The sequence below is a fragment of the Streptomyces sp. NPDC006283 genome (genome assembly GCF_040613325.1).
Taxonomy (GTDB): domain Bacteria; phylum Actinomycetota; class Actinomycetes; order Streptomycetales; family Streptomycetaceae; genus Streptomyces.
This window is the reverse complement of record NZ_JBEXRZ010000072.1, coordinates 18,694-33,989: the sequence shown is the minus strand read 5'-3', so window position 1 is coordinate 33,989 and position 15,296 is coordinate 18,694. Positions and strand designations below refer to the sequence as shown.

General features: G+C 70.6%; 14 protein-coding genes. 9 read left to right on the top strand and 5 right to left on the bottom strand.

Annotated features, from left to right (window positions below):
* The 3 genes from ABZ070_RS17345 to ndhC form a co-directional block, all read right to left on the bottom strand.
* Positions 1–1,195, bottom strand: a 1,195-nt coding sequence (locus ABZ070_RS17345) for an NADH-quinone oxidoreductase subunit C (protein WP_356634616.1), incomplete at its 3' end; no start/stop codon positions are given.
* Positions 1,192–1,854, bottom strand: a complete 663-nt coding sequence (locus ABZ070_RS17340; protein WP_356634614.1) for an NADH-quinone oxidoreductase subunit B family protein — start codon at positions 1,852–1,854, stop codon at positions 1,192–1,194. The genes ABZ070_RS17345 and ABZ070_RS17340, both read right to left, overlap by 4 nt.
* Entirely contained in the window at positions 1,845–2,243 is a 399-nt protein-coding gene (gene ndhC / locus ABZ070_RS17335) for an NADH-quinone oxidoreductase subunit A (protein ID WP_356634612.1), read from the bottom strand. Before ndhC ends, ABZ070_RS17340 begins: the two co-directional genes overlap by 10 nt.
* A 169-nt stretch (positions 2,244–2,412) precedes the next feature.
* On the opposite strand from ndhC, the gene ABZ070_RS17330 reads away from it, so the two are divergent.
* The 7 genes from ABZ070_RS17330 (at position 2,413) to ABZ070_RS17300 (ending at position 11,881) form a co-directional block, all read left to right on the top strand.
* A complete protein-coding gene (locus ABZ070_RS17330) occupies positions 2,413–3,600 on the top strand; it encodes a sensor domain-containing protein (protein WP_356634610.1) in 1,188 nt (395 codons plus the stop codon).
* Between the two features lie 326 nt (positions 3,601–3,926).
* A complete protein-coding gene (locus ABZ070_RS17325) occupies positions 3,927–5,270 on the top strand; it encodes a sensor domain-containing protein (RefSeq protein ID WP_356634607.1) in 1,344 nt (447 codons plus the stop codon).
* A 223-nt stretch (positions 5,271–5,493) separates the two neighbouring features.
* Positions 5,494–6,153: a response regulator transcription factor gene (locus tag ABZ070_RS17320; protein ID WP_356634605.1), complete on the top strand. Its 660-nt coding sequence runs from the start codon at positions 5,494–5,496 to the stop codon at positions 6,151–6,153.
* A 337-nt stretch (positions 6,154–6,490) separates the two neighbouring features.
* Entirely contained in the window at positions 6,491–8,437 is a 1,947-nt protein-coding gene (locus tag ABZ070_RS17315; protein ID WP_356634603.1) for a 2-oxoacid:acceptor oxidoreductase subunit alpha, read from the top strand.
* Positions 8,430–9,497 (top strand): 2-oxoacid:ferredoxin oxidoreductase subunit beta, encoded by a 1,068-nt coding sequence (locus ABZ070_RS17310; RefSeq protein ID WP_356634601.1) that lies wholly within the window; start codon positions 8,430–8,432, stop codon positions 9,495–9,497. The genes ABZ070_RS17315 and ABZ070_RS17310 overlap by 8 nt, the downstream gene beginning before the upstream one ends.
* A 178-nt stretch (positions 9,498–9,675) precedes the next feature.
* Positions 9,676–10,773 carry an EamA family transporter RarD gene (gene rarD / locus ABZ070_RS17305; RefSeq protein ID WP_356634599.1) on the top strand — a complete coding sequence of 366 codons (1,098 nt, stop codon included), beginning with the start codon at positions 9,676–9,678 and terminating at the stop codon, positions 10,771–10,773.
* A 187-nt stretch (positions 10,774–10,960) separates the two neighbouring features.
* Entirely contained in the window at positions 10,961–11,881 is a 921-nt protein-coding gene (locus tag ABZ070_RS17300) for a hypothetical protein (protein WP_356634597.1), read from the top strand.
* Positions 11,882–11,951: 70 nt separating this feature from the next.
* Here the strand turns inward: ABZ070_RS17300 and ABZ070_RS17295 are convergent, their stop codons facing one another.
* Together ABZ070_RS17295 and ABZ070_RS17290 are read right to left on the bottom strand one after the other, a co-directional pair.
* Positions 11,952–12,314, bottom strand: a complete 363-nt coding sequence (locus ABZ070_RS17295) for a DUF6401 family natural product biosynthesis protein (protein ID WP_356634595.1) — start codon at positions 12,312–12,314, stop codon at positions 11,952–11,954.
* A gap of 218 nt (positions 12,315–12,532) precedes the next feature.
* Positions 12,533–13,144, bottom strand: a complete 612-nt coding sequence (locus tag ABZ070_RS17290) for a CGNR zinc finger domain-containing protein (RefSeq protein ID WP_356634618.1) — start codon at positions 13,142–13,144, stop codon at positions 12,533–12,535.
* A gap of 37 nt (positions 13,145–13,181) precedes the next feature.
* Here ABZ070_RS17290 and ABZ070_RS17285 point away from each other — a divergent pair, with 37 nt between their 5' ends.
* On the top strand, positions 13,182–13,631 hold the full coding sequence (locus ABZ070_RS17285; protein WP_356634593.1) for a VOC family protein: 450 nt from the start codon (positions 13,182–13,184) through the stop codon (positions 13,629–13,631).
* A gap of 334 nt (positions 13,632–13,965) precedes the next feature.
* The gene (locus tag ABZ070_RS17280) at positions 13,966–15,282 is read left to right on the top strand and encodes a M28 family metallopeptidase (RefSeq protein WP_356634591.1); all 1,317 of its coding nucleotides are present in this window, start codon (positions 13,966–13,968) and stop codon (positions 15,280–15,282) included.
* Positions 15,283–15,296 lie beyond the last annotated feature (14 nt).

Sequence of the window (15,296 nt, the reverse complement as noted above, 5' to 3'; positions counted from 1 at the left end):
CCTCGTTCGGCAGGCCCAGCTTGCGGTGCTGGGAGCCGGTGGGCGCCGCTGCGGCGTCCGCGTCGTCGAACGCGGGGCGGGCGTGGTGCCAGGGCGCGTCGGCGCTGCGCGCGCGTGACGGCGTGGCCGGGGTCTTCGGCGTATGTGTCGACCCGGCCTCCGAACCGGAGGGCTGCGAAGCCCTGGACGACTCGTTGGACGGCGGCGTGGCAGCCGCGTCCGACGCCGGGGGCACCTGGGACGCCTCGGGCTTCTCCGGCGTCTGCGACGGAGTCGTTGCTTTCGCGACCTCCGACTGCGACCGGGTCGGCGGCTCGGGCGGCGTCGTGTCACGCGGGCGGCGCAGGCTCGCCGAGCCCTCGCTCGCGCTGCGGGAGCGGCGCGGAGCTGCCGGGGCGGCCGGAGCCTGCGGCTCCCCAGAGGCTGCCTCACCCTGCGACGCCGAGCCCTCGCTCGCGCTCCGCGTACGGCGCGGAGCGGCGGGAGCCGCCGCACCCTGGGATGCGGAGCCTTCGCTCGCGCTCCGCGTGCGGCGTGGCGGGCGTTCGCCTGCCGCTGCCGTGGCTCCGGCAGCTCCGGCGGCGCGGGGTGTGCGGGCAGGGCGGGCGGGAGCGGGCGGGAGTTGGCCCTTGAGAGGGCCCCACTCGTTCGGGTCCGGGACACCCGGCGGCAGCATCTGGCGGCGCTTCGGCCCGCCGTGCTCCGACTCCCCCGGCTCCTTCGCGCCCGGCCACGCCTTGGCGACCCGCGCGGCCAGCACGAAGTCCTTGCGCAGCGGATGGCCTTCGAAGCCGTCCGGCAGCAGCAGCGGTGCCTGGTGGGGATGGCCGGTGAAGTCGACACCGAACATCTCGTGGGTCTCGCGCTCGTGCCAGCTCGCGCCCGCGTAGATGTCGACGGCGGTCGGCAGCGACGGAGCCGCGTGAGGAACGGTCGTGCGCACCAGCAGCCGCCGGACGGCACGGCCCTCCAGCGAGACGACGTGCGCGCAGACGCGGAAGCCGGTACCCGGCTCGTCGACGGCGCTGAGCCAGTCGAAATAGGTGCAGCCCAGCTTGTCGCGGGCAATCTCCAGGGCCGCGATCCAGGAGCCGACAGGGACGTCGACCGTGAGCAGGTCGTAGGCCCGCTCGGCCGTCGCCTCCTCGCCGAAGATCTCGGTGACGGCGTCGGGAAGCCGGTCGTACTGGTTCACCGCGTCGCCCCCTCGGCGTCGCCGGGCGCCTCAGGCGGCGTGACCAGCCCGCTCTGCAGAGCCGTGGCGGAGGGGCGGACGCCGGCATCCTTCCCGCCGTGTCCGTAGCGTTCCCCGAGCGACTCTCGGGCGATCTTCTCCTGGAGCTTCAGGATGCCCTGCAGCAGCGCCTCCGGGCGGGGCGGGCAGCCGGGTACGTAGACGTCGACGGGGATGATCTGGTCGACACCCTTGGTGACGGAGTACGAGTCCCAGTACGGGCCGCCGCAGTTGGAGCAGGCTCCGAAGGAGATGACGTACTTGGGCTCGGGCATCTGCTCGTACAGACGCTTCACCGCCGGGGCCATCTTGTCCGTCACCGTGCCGGACACGATCATCAGGTCCGCCTGGCGCGGTCCCGGTGCGAAGGGAATCACGCCGAGCCGGATGAAGTCGTGGCGTGCCATCGAGGCCGCGATGAACTCGATGGCGCAGCAGGCCAGTCCGAAGTTGAAGACCCAGAGGCTGTAGCGCCGGCCCCAGTTGAGGACCACCTTCATCGGTTCGGGCGCCAGGCGCGCGAGGGCTCCGAGTCGCCGCGGCTCCGGAAGCAGTTCCGGGGCCGGGCCCGAGTTCGGGGCAGGAGCCGGGGTCGGGGTCGGGGTCGGGGTCACGTCCATGTCAGGACCCCCTTCTTCCATGCGTAGAGCAGTCCCACGGCCAGGAAACCGAGGAAGATGAACATCTCCACGAGCGTGGTCGCGCCGTATCCGTCGGCGGCGAAGACCGTCGCCCACGGGAAGAGGAAGATCGAGTCGATCGCGAAGATCACGTACAAAAAGGCGTAGACGTAGTAACGGACCTGGGTGTGCGCCCAGCCCTCACCGACCGGGTCGACTCCGCACTCGTACGTGAGCATTTTCTCCGGCGTCGGGACCACGGGCCGCAGCAGCCGGCCGGCGGTGAAGGCGACGGCGACGAACAGCACGCCGATCAGCGCGAGCAGCCCGACGACGGAGTAGCTCTCGAAGTAGTCCGCCGCGAGGACGACCACGGTCGGTTCCGGCACGTCCGCCCCTCGCTCCCTAACGACCTGTACGCACGGGAGTCTAGGCCCTGCTAAAGAGAGCGTAAGCAGTTGTGTCACGCATCGGTCGACCCCGGGTGGGGTTATCCCTACTTCGCCCCACCCATGTACCCCATGGCGTGCGACGGCCCGGCCCGGCAGGCTGGCCTCCATGACCGCGAGCATCACCGCCCCCGACACCGACCGGCCGCCCTCCGTGCGCTTCGTCTTCGACCGCCACACGTGGAAAGAGATCGCGCATCTGCTCGGCAACCTGCCGGTCGCACTGATCGGGTTCGTCTGCGCGACGGTCACGGTCAGCGTCGGCGCAGGGCTCTCCGTGACGGTGATCGGCCTGCCGCTGCTGGCACTCGGGCTCGCGGGTGTGCGCATGCTCGGACGGGCGGAGCGGGCACGCGCCCGTGCGCTGCTCGGCGTACGAGTCGACGAGCCGAGCCCGTTGTCCGGGTCTTCGCGTGGCGAGGGCCTGATCACCTGGGTGTGGTCCCACCTGAAGGATCCGGTGGCCTGGCGCACCGTGCTGTACTCGGTGATCCGGCTGCCCTGGGGTGTCCTCACCTTCGCCGTCGTGCTGGTGAGCCTGTTCGTGCTCTGGCCCGTACTGCCCTTCATCGCGCGGGGGCTGTCCAACGCCGACCGCGCGATGGTGCGGGGGCTGTTGTCGCCCTCCGACGATCTGGAACGCCGCATCGCCGAGCTGGAGTCGGACCGTGGCGTGGTAGTCGACACGGCCTCCGCGGACCTGCGCCGCATCGAACGCGACCTGCACGACGGCGCGCAGGCCCGGCTGGTGGCCCTGGCCATGGGGCTGGGTCTCGCCAAGGAGAAGCTCCTGGAGGACCCGGACGCAGCGGCGGCCATGGTCGACGAGGCGCACGGCGAGGTGAAGCTCGCACTCAAGGAACTTCGTGACCTGGCGCGCGGCATCCACCCCGCCGTGCTGACCGACCGCGGCCTGGACGCCGCGCTCTCCTCCGTCGCGTCGCGCTGTACGGCTCCGGTGACGGTCACTGTCGACCTGGACACGCGACCCGCCGAAGCGATCGAGGGCATCGCCTACTTCACCGTCTCCGAACTGCTGCAGAACGTCAGCAAGCACGCGCAGGCCACGCACGCCTCTGTGGACGTGTGGCGGTCGGAGGGCCGGCTGATGCTTCAGGTCGTGGACGACGGCAAGGGCGGGGCCCGGCTGGACGGGGGCACGGGCATGGCGGGACTGGCGGAGCGCCTGGGCGCGGTGGACGGACTCTTCGCCCTGGACTCGCCTGTGGGCGGGCCGACGACGGTCACGGCGGAGCTGCCGTGGCGGGAGCGCGGGGAGCGCCCGGCCGGCGCCTGAAACGGCCAGGGCTTCTCCCGTCGCCAAGAACGCGTCGGCAGCCCCGGCTCCCGCCTGCCCGCCAAGAACGCGTCCGCAGCCCCGGCCCCCGCCTGCTCGCCACGAACGCGAGCCGGACGGACGCTGAGCGCGACGAACGTGGCCCCGGCGCCCCGCCCCGGGCCCGGTTCCGGCGCCGGGCACCATGCGGCCGCGACGGCATGGTGGGGAAAACCCCCCGCCCAAGACGGATACCGGCCGCATGGTGCGCGTCCCCCCGTCACAGCAGGCTTGAGGACATGACAGCCCGCCCCGCAGAACGCCGCCCCGCAGAACGGACGACTTCGATGGCCAGCACGGACTACGGATACGGTCCCCCAGCACACACGGCGCCCCGGGAACACTTCTTCCCTCCCGTGCTGCGCGCGCCCTTCGAGGGCCGGGCCTGGCGCGAGTTCGGGTATCTGGTGCTCAGCCTGCCCCTCGCCACCGTGGCCTTCACGTTCGCGGTCACCGTGACCTCGCTGGGCGCCGGACTGCTCGTCACGTTCCTGGGGATCCCCGTGTTCGCGGCCGGCCTCGCCGGCCTGCGCGGTTTCGGCGCCTTGGAGCGCGCACGGGCTCGGGCGCTGCTCGGGCTGGACGTTGCCGCGCCGGAGCCGGTGCGGAGCGCTCCGGGTGCGAGGAACAACGGCGTCGCCGCCTGGATGGGCGGCATCCTCAAGAGCGGGGCGTCCTGGCGGCACCTGGTTTACGCGCTCTTCCACTTCCCGTGGGCCGTCTTCGGCTTCTGCGTCGCCGTGACCCTGTGGGTGACCGGCTGGGCGCTGCTGCTGTATCCGCTGTGGCAGTGGGCCTTCCCGATGTGGGGCGGCGTGGAGGGTCTGCAGCTGTACGGGGACGGGACGCACAACTTCTACCTCGACACTCCCTTCGAGATCGCCGCCACCAGCGCCGTCGGCCTCGTGCTCACGATCGCCACCCCATGGATCATGCGTGCTCTGACCAGCGTCGACCGCCTGTTCGTGGCAGGGCTGCTGGGGCCGTCCCGCCTCGTGACCCGTGTCGTGGAGCTGGAGTCGGACCGTGGCGTCGTCGTGGACACGGCGGCCGCCGACCTGCGCCGTATCGAACGCGACCTGCACGACGGCGCACAGGCCCGGCTCGTCGCCCTTGCGATGGACCTCGGGCTGGCGAAGGAGAAGCTGGCGAAGGACCCGGAAGCCGCCGCCCGGATGGTGGACGAGGCGCACGGCGAGGTGAAGGTGGCCCTGCAGGAGCTCCGGGACTTGGCCCGTGGAATCCACCCCGCCGTGCTGACCGACCGCGGCCTGGACGCCGCACTCTCCTCCGTCGCGTCGCGCTGCGCCGTGCCCGTGACGGTCGAGGTCGACCTGGACCGGCGGCCGGCGCCCGCAATAGAGGGCATCGCCTACTTCACCGTCTCCGAGCTGCTGCAGAACGTGAGCAAGCACGCACGCGCCACGCGCGCCTCCGTGGACGTGTGGCGGTCGGCCGACCGGCTGATGCTCCAGGTCGGGGACGACGGCAGGGGCGGGGCCGACACGGCGGCCGGCAGCGGGCTGGCCGGTCTCGCGGAACGGCTGAGCGCGGTGGACGGCGTACTGGCCGTGGACTCCCCTGCCGGGGGACCGACAACGGTGACGGCGGAACTCCCCTGGCGAGGCTGAACCGCACGCCCGCGCCGCGGGTCGGCCGGTGCACCACCGGACCGGTCGGCCGCCCCGTATTTCGCCGAACCCGCGGCAACCCCCTCCCCCCGTTTCTGCGTCCCCCGAGGCGGTGACCGGGAAAACCACGGCCCGGCCCCGAGCCCGTCCTGATCCTGGAATGCTGGTGGGCCAAGGCTCGGGAAGCACATCTACAGGGGGCTACAGGGTTGTGGAGGACAGAGTGCGGGTGGTCATCGCCGAGGATTCCGTACTGCTTCGGGAGGGCCTGACCCGGCTGCTGACCGACCGGGGACACGATGTGGTCGCCGGTGTGGGTGACGCGCAGGCCCTGATCAAGACAATCGACGACCTTGCGGCACAGGACGCGCTGCCGGACGTCGTGGTCGCGGACGTACGGATGCCGCCCACGCACACCGACGAGGGCGTGCGGGCCGCTGTGCAGCTGCGGCGGGAGCATCCCGGCGTCGGCGTACTGGTCCTGTCGCAGTACGTGGAGGAGCAGTACGCCACGGAACTGCTCGCCGGCAGCACCCGGGGCGTGGGCTATCTGCTCAAGGACCGGGTGGCCGAGGTGCGCGAGTTCGTGGACGCCGTGGTGCGGGTCGCCCAGGGCGGTACCGCGCTCGACCCCGAGGTGGTGGCGCAGCTGCTGGGCCGCAGCCGCAAGCAGGATGTGCTCGTCGGCCTCACGCCCCGCGAGCGGGAGGTGCTCGGGCTGATGGCCGAAGGTCGTACGAATTCGGCGATCGCCAAGCAGCTCGTGGTGAGCGACGGGGCGGTGGAGAAGCATGTAAGCAACATCTTCATGAAGCTGGGGCTGTCCCCCAGCGAGGGCGACCATCGGCGCGTGCTCGCGGTGCTGACCTACTTGAATTCATGAACCACCCGGTATCCGTGCCGAGTTTCCGAGCCACCCGAATGCCACGGAATGACCGACCGGATCCCTTCGGTGACGGAGCGGACACCGGGCCTCCACCGACACACCGTCGGCGGTCGAGTGGCGCATCAGCTTCCAGCCCAAAGAATGAACCGGGAACGTCTTCCCGGAAGCCCGGGTTACACAGAAGGCAGGACAAGACAAGACGTCGCGGCGTCCGGCGGGACGTCCGACATGTGAGCGGTCCGGGGAAGGCCATCCTTACCGTCGTAGGGTTGCCAATGGGCCGGCCGGTGGGCCGGTCGGGCCCGAGGAACCGCCTCGAGGGAGGTCCAGTTCAGTGACCAGCCAGGTCAGTAGCCCGGCCGAGCCGGCCGATGAGGTCAACGGGTCCGATGAGGCCCTCGTCGGAGAGCAGCGCAGGCGCGCCGGCGACAAGGAGATCCGCCGTCTGGACCGGGTGATCATCCGTTTCGCGGGTGACTCCGGTGACGGCATGCAGCTCACCGGTGACCGGTTCACCGCGGAGACGGCATCGTTCGGCAACGACCTTTCCACCCTTCCGAACTTCCCGGCCGAGATCCGGGCGCCTGCCGGGACACTGCCGGGTGTCTCGAGTTTCCAGCTGCACTTCGCCGACCACGACATCCTGACCCCGGGCGACGCACCGAACGTGCTGGTCGCGATGAACCCCGCGGCGCTGAAGGCGAACATCGGCGATGTGCCGCGCGGCGGCGAGATCATCGTCAACACGGACGAGTTCGCGAAGCGGGCCATGGCGAAGGTCGGCTACGAGGCCTCCCCGCTCGAGGACGGGTCGCTGGCCGCCTACCAGGTGCACCCGGTGCCGCTGACGACGCTGACGATCGAGGCGCTGAAGGACTTCGGGCTGTCCCGCAAGGAGGCGGAGCGCAGCAAGAACATGTTCGCGCTCGGCCTGCTGAGCTGGATGTACCACCGGCCCACGGAGGCCACGGAGAGCTTCCTGCGGCAGAAGTTCGCCAAGAAGCCGATCATCGCGGAGGCGAACATCGCCGCCTTCAGGGCCGGCTGGAACTTCGGCGAGACCACGGAGGACTTCGCGGTCTCCTACGAGGTCGCCCCGGCGAGCACGGCGTTCCCGACGGGCACCTACCGCAACATCTCCGGGAACCTGGCCCTGTCGTACGGTCTGATCGCCGCGAGCCGGCAGGCGGATCTGCCGCTCTACCTGGGCTCCTATCCGATCACCCCGGCCTCCGACATCCTGCACGAACTCAGCCGCCACAAGAACTTCGGCGTACGGACCTTCCAGGCGGAGGACGAGATCGCGGGCATCGGAGCGGCGCTGGGCGCCGCGTTCGGCGGCTCCCTCGCGGTCACCACGACCTCCGGTCCGGGCGTTGCGCTGAAGTCCGAGACCATCGGTCTCGCCGTCTCCCTCGAGCTTCCGCTGCTGGTCGTCGACATCCAGCGCGGCGGCCCGTCGACGGGCCTGCCGACGAAAACGGAGCAGGCGGACCTGCTCCAGGCGATGTACGGCCGCAACGGAGAGGCCCCGGTGCCGGTCGTCGCGCCGCGCACCCCGGCGGACTGCTTCGACGCGGCCCTGGACGCGGCGCGGATCGCGCTCACGTACCGCACACCCGTGTTCCTGCTCTCCGACGGTTACCTGGCGAACGGCTCGGAGCCGTGGCGGATCCCGGATCTCGACGAGCTGCCCGACCTGCGGGTCCGGTTCGCCACCGGCCCCAACCACGAGTTGTCCGACGGCACCGAGGTCTTCTGGCCCTACAAGCGCGACCCGCAGACCCTGGCCCGCCCCTGGGCCGTACCGGGCACGCCTGGGCTCGAGCACCGCATCGGCGGCATCGAGAAGCAGGACGGCACGGGCAACATCTCCTACGACCCGGCCAACCACGACTTCATGGTCCGCACCCGCCAGGCCAAGATCGACGGCATCGAGGTGCCGGACGTCGAGGTCGACGACCCGGACGGCGCCGGCACGCTCGTGCTCGGCTGGGGTTCCACGTACGGGCCGATCACCGCCGCGGTGCGCCGTCTGCGTGCGGCGGGCATTTCCATCGCGCAGGCCCATCTGCGCCACCTCAACCCGTTCCCGAAGAACCTCGGCCCGGTGCTGAAGCAGTACGACAAGGTCGTCGTGCCCGAGATGAATCTAGGCCAGCTCGCCACCCTGATCCGGGCGAAGTACCTGGTCGACGCACGCTCCTTCAACCAGGTCAACGGCATGCCGTTCAAGGCGGAGCAGCTCGCCACGGCGCTCAAGGAGGCCATCGATGACTGAGGCGCTCAAGCTCGTGCCCAAGGCCGAGGTCAAGCAGTCGATGAAGGACTTCAAGTCCGACCAGGAAGTGCGCTGGTGCCCCGGCTGCGGCGACTACGCGGTGCTCGCCGCGGTACAGGGCTTCATGCCCGAGCTGGGCCTGGCGAAGGAGAACATCGTCTTCGTCTCCGGCATCGGCTGCAGCTCCCGTTTCCCCTACTACATGAACACCTACGGGATGCACTCCATCCACGGTCGCGCGCCCGCCATCGCGACGGGGCTGGCCTCTTCCCGGCGCGACCTGTCCGTCTGGGTCGTCACGGGTGACGGCGACGCGCTGTCCATCGGCGGCAACCATCTGATCCACGCCCTGCGCCGCAACGTGAACCTGAAGATCCTGCTGTTCAACAACCGGATCTACGGTCTCACCAAGGGCCAGTACAGCCCCACCTCGGAGATCGGCAAGATCACCAAGTCGACGCCGATGGGCTCCCTCGACGCGCCGTTCAACCCGGTCTCGCTGGCGATCGGCGCGGAGGCGTCGTTCGTCGCCCGCACCGTCGACTCCGACCGGAAGCACCTCACCGAGGTGCTGCGCCAGGCCTCGGAGCACCAGGGCACGGCGCTCGTGGAGATCTACCAGAACTGCAACATCTTCAACGACGGCGCCTTCGAGATCCTCAAGGACAAGGACCAGGCGCAGGAAGCCGTCATCCGTCTCGAGCACGGGCAGCCCATCCGTTTCGGGGCTGAGGCCGCAGGCTCTGGGGGCGGCAGCAAGGGCGTCGTGCGCGACCCGGCCACGGGCGAGCTCGAGGTCGTCGACGTCACGGCGGAGAACGAGTCGCGGATCCTGGTCCACGACGCGCACTCCACCTCGCCGACCACGGCCTTCGCGCTCTCCCGCCTGGCCGACGCCGACACGCTGCACCACACCCCGATCGGCGTGCTCCGCAGTGTCGAGCGCCCGGTCTACGACGTCCTGATGTCCGACCAGCTCGACACCGCGATCGAGAGGGACGGCAAGGGCGACCTGGCCACGCTCCTCGCCGGCAACGACACCTGGACGGTCGTCGGCTGACACACGGCGGGTCCTGGACGGGAGGCGGCGAGGGATGCCGCCTCCCGTTTGCGTGTCCCGGCCTGCTCCGGGCTCGTCGCCCGCCAAGATCGGTCATGACCGTATGGCGATACGGGCATGACATCATGGCCTCGCACGGCGTACCTTCTCAAAAGACGTGCGTAGGACAGGAGGGCCAGTGAAGTCGCAGAACGAACAGCGGGCAGGACTGCTGTACGGGATCGGCGCCTACGGAATGTGGGGACTGGTCCCCCTTTTCTGGCCGCTGCTCAAACCGTCCGGGGCCGGCGAGATCCTCGCCCATCGGATGGTGTGGTCCCTGGTCGTCGTGGCGGTCGCGCTGCTCGCGCTCAAGCAGTGGGACTGGATCCGCGAACTGCTCCGCAGCCCCCGGAAACTGGGCCTGATAGCCATCGCCGCCACCGTGATCACCGTCAACTGGGGCGTCTACATCTGGGCCGTGAACTCGGGCCATGTCGTCGAGGCCTCGCTGGGCTACTTCATCAACCCGCTGGTCACGATCGCCATGGGTGTCCTGCTGCTGAAGGAACGGCTGCGGACGGCCCAGTGGGCGGCCGTCGGCATCGGCTTCGCGGCCGTGCTGGTCCTGGCCATCGGCTACGGCAGGCCGCCGTGGATCTCGCTGACCCTCGCGTTCTCGTTCGCGATCTACGGCCTGGTGAAGAAGAAGGTCAACATCGGCGGCCTGGAGTCGCTGGCGGCCGAGACCGCGATCCAGTTCCTGCCGGCCCTCGCCTTCCTGCTCTGGCTCGGCGCCGACGGCACCGCGACCTTCGGAGCGCACGGAACCGGGCACGCGGCGCTGCTCGCCGCGACGGGCATCGTGACGGCCGCGCCACTGGTCTGCTTCGGGGCGGCGGCGATCCGAGTGCCGCTGTCGACACTGGGGCTGCTGCAGTACCTGGCGCCGGTGTTCCAGTTCGCGCTGGGCATCCTGTACTTCCATGAGGCGATGCCGGCCGAGCGGTGGGCCGGGTTCGCGCTGGTCTGGCTGGCGCTGTCCTGCCTGACGTGGGACGCGCTGCGCACCGCCCGCCGGAACAAGGCGGAGGCGCTGCGGCTCGCCGCCCAGGCCGCGGCCTCCGGCGCGGGACCGCTGACGACGGCACCGTCAGGACCGGCGGCCACGACAGGGCACACCGGCGCGGTGGTGGCCCAGGGCGCCCCGGGCGCGGCCCCCGCCCCCACGACCGCCACCACGCCCCCCGCCGGCGGCACCCCACGCAGCGAGCCGCAGACGGAGCCCGCCGGCTGACGCGCGGGCGGGCAACGCACATCTGTGCCGCAACCAGAGCCCGCCACACCCACCAGGACTCATTTTCCACTCGAACGGCTCAGCGCTGCCGTCGGCCACAGGCCGCCATTGGGCCACCGGTGTTACCCCGGAAGTCCAGGCCCCGGTCACACGGACCGCGCCGGCCCAAAGAGTGGAGCGAGTGCGCATGCTTCAACACCTCGCGCTGACGATCGACTTCGGTCAAGGCTTCAGCGCCGCGTGGACCGCCGTGGCCCGGTTCATCCCGAAATTCATCGCCTTCCTGGCGATCCTGGTCATCGGCTGGTTCATAGCCAAGCTGATCGCCAAGGCCGCCGACCGCCTGCTGCGCAAGGCGGGCTTCGAGCGGATGGCCGAACGCAGCGGCGTGTCGAACACCCTCAAAGGGTCGAAGTACGACGCCACCGGGATCATCTCCAAGATCCTCTTCTACGCGATCATGCTGATCGCCCTGCAGCTGGGCTTCGGGGTCTTCGGCCCCAATCCGGTCAGCACGATGATCAACGGGATCGTCTCCTGGATCCCCAAGGCGATCGTCGCGTGTGTCATCGTCGTCGTCGCCATGGCCATCGCGCGTGCGGTCCGCGACATCATCCAGGGGGCCCTGGGCCAGACGTCGTACGGCCGCACCCTCGCCACCGTGGCCTGGGGCTTCATCGTGGCGCTCGGCGTGATCGCCGCCCTCAGTCAGGCCCAGATCGCGACCTCGGTCACCGGACCGTTGCTCACCGCCGTGCTCGCCGCCCTCGCGGGCGTCGTGATCGTCGGTGTGGGCGGCGGCCTCATCAATCCGATGCGGGAACGCTGGGAGCGCTGGCTCGCGACGGCCGAGGCGGAATCGGGCCGCGCCAAGGACACCCTTTCCGCCTATCAGCGCGGCCGTGCGGACGCGGCGGCGGGCCAGCCCGCCACGGAGCGCCGGCCCGGACGCACCGGCGGCAGGACGGGCGGCATGGGCGCCGGCCAGGACACGGGGCGCGGCCGGGACATGGGCCGGGGCGGAGACATGGGGCGCGGCGGGGACATGGGCCGCGGACGCGACACCGGCGAGGGCCCTCCCCTGGGAAACGGCCGGGACCCCATGTGACGCGGGGGTCGGGCCTGGCGCACGGACGACGAACCGGCCGATGCCCGTCATCGGCCGGTTCCGTGCTGCCTCAGGCGGCGAGCAGGTCGTGCTCGCGGATCAGCCAGCAGACCGCCGTCAGCCGCAGCGTCGCGAAGTCATAGCCGACCGGCTCGGACCAGTCGATCTCCGACAGCCGGTCGGTGAACCCCAGGACGTAGTCGGCGAGGTCCTCGCGCCGCAGCACCTCGGGCGCCTGCGGGCCACCGGCCTGTCCGGGGCGGCGTGGTGCGGGCACGTGCGGCACGAGAGCGTCCCGCACGGCTGCCGCATGCTGGTCGACGGCCGCGACGAGCCCCGGCTCGAAGGAGAACTCCACGAGCCGGGGCATGTAGGTGGCGGCCACACCGACCAGGGGGCAGCCGGGCGGCCCGCTGGGGAGAAAGGCGTCCATCCCCTCACGTTAAGCCGAGAACGGGCACCCCAAGACGTGACGTTGGTCGCAAACCGCCCATGGAGGCGGGCGTAGGCCGACGCCCGGTCAGCCCCGTCGGCGCCCACCGGCAGACGCCCGCGCCGCCTCGGTCGACGCCGAGCGCGGCCTCCATCTCGGCCACCACCGCCCGCCGGTGCGCCCTGCGGCGCTCACGCTGTTGAGCCCCGCGCCCTTCATCAGTCCGGTGCTCGTGTTCCGTCCCCCTCGAGGTGACGGGCGCGATGCGTCCGCACCTTGTTGCGGTTGCCGCACCGCTCCATCGCGCACCAGCGACGGCGACCCGGGCGCGAGGTGTCGACGAAGAGCAACTGGCAGTCGTGTGAGCCGCATTCGCGGACGCGGTCGGCGTAGGGGCCGGTGAAGAGATCGACGGCGTCCCGCGCGACGGTCGAGAGCATCTGTCGCGCCGTCGCGCCGGGCACCCACTCCCGTGATCCGCCCACGGCGATGCGGGCCACCAGGGGCGCAGCGGCGGCCGCCGCGTTGACCACGGCCACGTCGGCCGGGTCCGCGTCACCGCCGTGCGCCCGGGCGGAGGCCAACCCCCACAGGGCGTCCCGCAGTGCCCGGGCGGCGGTCACGTCCGCCGGGTCGACCGTCAGCCGCAGCCCGTCGGGCAGCCGGCTGTCCGACACCCAGCGCAGCAGTGCGTCCGGACCGTCCAGCACCTCGTACGCGGCAAGTCTTCCGGGGCCGCCGGTGGTGAGCAGCTCCAGACACAGCGCGCCCGGGTCGAAGCGGAAGGACCCGCCCGACGGCGGGTGCAGCAGCATGCCCGGCGTGTCCATTGCAACCTTCGTCACGTAACCACTATAACTGGTTTCCATGACGCTGCACTGGAAGCTCGTGATCGACACGACCGACCCGCACGCCCAGGCCGACTTCTGGGCCGAAGCGCTCGGATACCTGGTCGAGGACAACAGCCCCTTGATCGAACAGCTCCTCGCGCACGGCGCGGCGCCGCCCGAAGCGACCGTCGAATCACACGGCCGACGGGCCTGGCGCGATCTGGCCGCGGTCCGGCATCCGGACGACGCCCATGACGAGCGGAGCGGCACGGGACTGGGGCGCCGGCTGCTGTTCCAGCGGGTGCCGGAGGCGAAGACGGTGAAGAACCGGCTCCATATCGACCTGCACACGGCTCCCGGCGACATGGAGACCGAGACCGCGAGGCTGGAGGCACTGGGGGCGGCGGTGCTGCGCCGGGTGAGCGAGCAGGGCGGCACCTGGGTCGTGATGACCGACCCCGAGGGAAACGAGTTCTGCGTGCACTAGGCCCTGTCCGGGAGTGCCCGCAAGGCACCGCCTTCGGCCCGGAGAGTGGTCCGCGGCGGCGTCCGGCGCGTGCGATCGCGAGACGGCCAAGAGCCCAAGCAGCCGAGCTGCTTGGGCTCTTGTGCCGCGCCGGCGCGGGGAAGCGTCGTCCGCAATACGAACGGCTGTGACCGATTTCCGCCCTTGACGGTGCGTCAAACTCTCACGAACATCAGCACGCACCACGCACACGCATCCGCACTGCGCGCACAGCAAGCTCCAGCGCCCCGGGCACCGCCGAACCGGGGCGTCACGCACTTCCGTCCCTTCCCCATACGGAATCCGGAGCCCCCACATGAAGCTCTCCGTTCCCAGACGTGCCGCTGCGGCCGCCGCGTTCGCCCTGGCAGGGCTGCTCGCGTCCGGCGCGCCCGCGGCATCCGCAGCACCGGTGGCACCCGTGACCACCCTCGCCGCACCCGACATACCGCTCGCGAACGTCAAGGCACACCTCACTCAGCTCCAGACGATCGCCACCAACAACGGCGGCAACCGCGCCCACGGCAGGGCCGGTTACAAGGCCTCCCTCGACTACGTGAAGGCCAAGCTCGACGCGGCCGGATTCACCACCTCCGTCCAGCAGTTCACGTCCAGCGGCGCCACCGGCTACAACCTGATAGCCGACTGGCCCGGCGGGGACGTCAACCAGACGGTGATGGCCGGCGCCCACCTCGACTCCGTCAGCTCCGGTCCCGGCATCAACGACAACGGCTCCGGATCCGCCGCCGTGCTCGAGACCGCGCTCGCCGTCTCGCGCGCACAGCTCCAGCCCGCGAAGCATCTGCGCTTCGGCTGGTGGGGAGCGGAGGAGCTGGGCCTGGTCGGCTCGAAGTACTACGTGAACAGCCTGCCGTCCACGGAGCGTTCGAAGATCTCGGGCTATCTGAACTTCGACATGATCGGCTCGTCGAACCCGGGCTACTTCGTCTACGACGACGACCCGGTGATCGAGCAGACCTTCAAGAGCTACTTCTCCGGTATCGGCGTCCCCACCGAGATCGAGACCGAGGGCGACGGCCGCTCCGACCACGCGTCGTTCAAGAACGTCGGCATACCGGTCGGCGGTCTGTTCACCGGGGCAAGCCGCACGAAGAGCAGCGCCCAGGCCCAGAAGTGGGGCGGCACGGCCGGCCAGGCCTTCGACCGCTGCTACCACTCCTCGTGCGACACGACGTCGAGCATCAACGACACCGCTCTGGACCGTAACAGCGACGCGATCGCACACGCCGTCTGGTCCCTGTCGGCGGGCACGACCGAACCGCCCGGCGACTTCTACGAGAACGCCGCCGATGTCACCGTCCCGGACGCCGGCGCCGCCGTCACGTCCACCGTCAACGTCTCCGGCCGCAGCGGAAACGCCCCCGCTGTGCTCAAGGTCGGCGTGGACATCAAGCACACCTGGCGCGGTGACCTGGTGATCGATCTGCTGGCACCGGACGGCACCGCGTACCGGCTGAAGAACTCGAGCGGCAGCGACTCGGCCGACAACGTCATCACCACCTACACCGTGGACGCGTCCACCGAGACGGCCAACGGTGACTGGAAGCTGCGCGTCCAGGACGTGGCCCGTTACGACACGGGTTACATCGACAGCTGGAAGCTGACCTTCTGACGGTTCACCCCCTC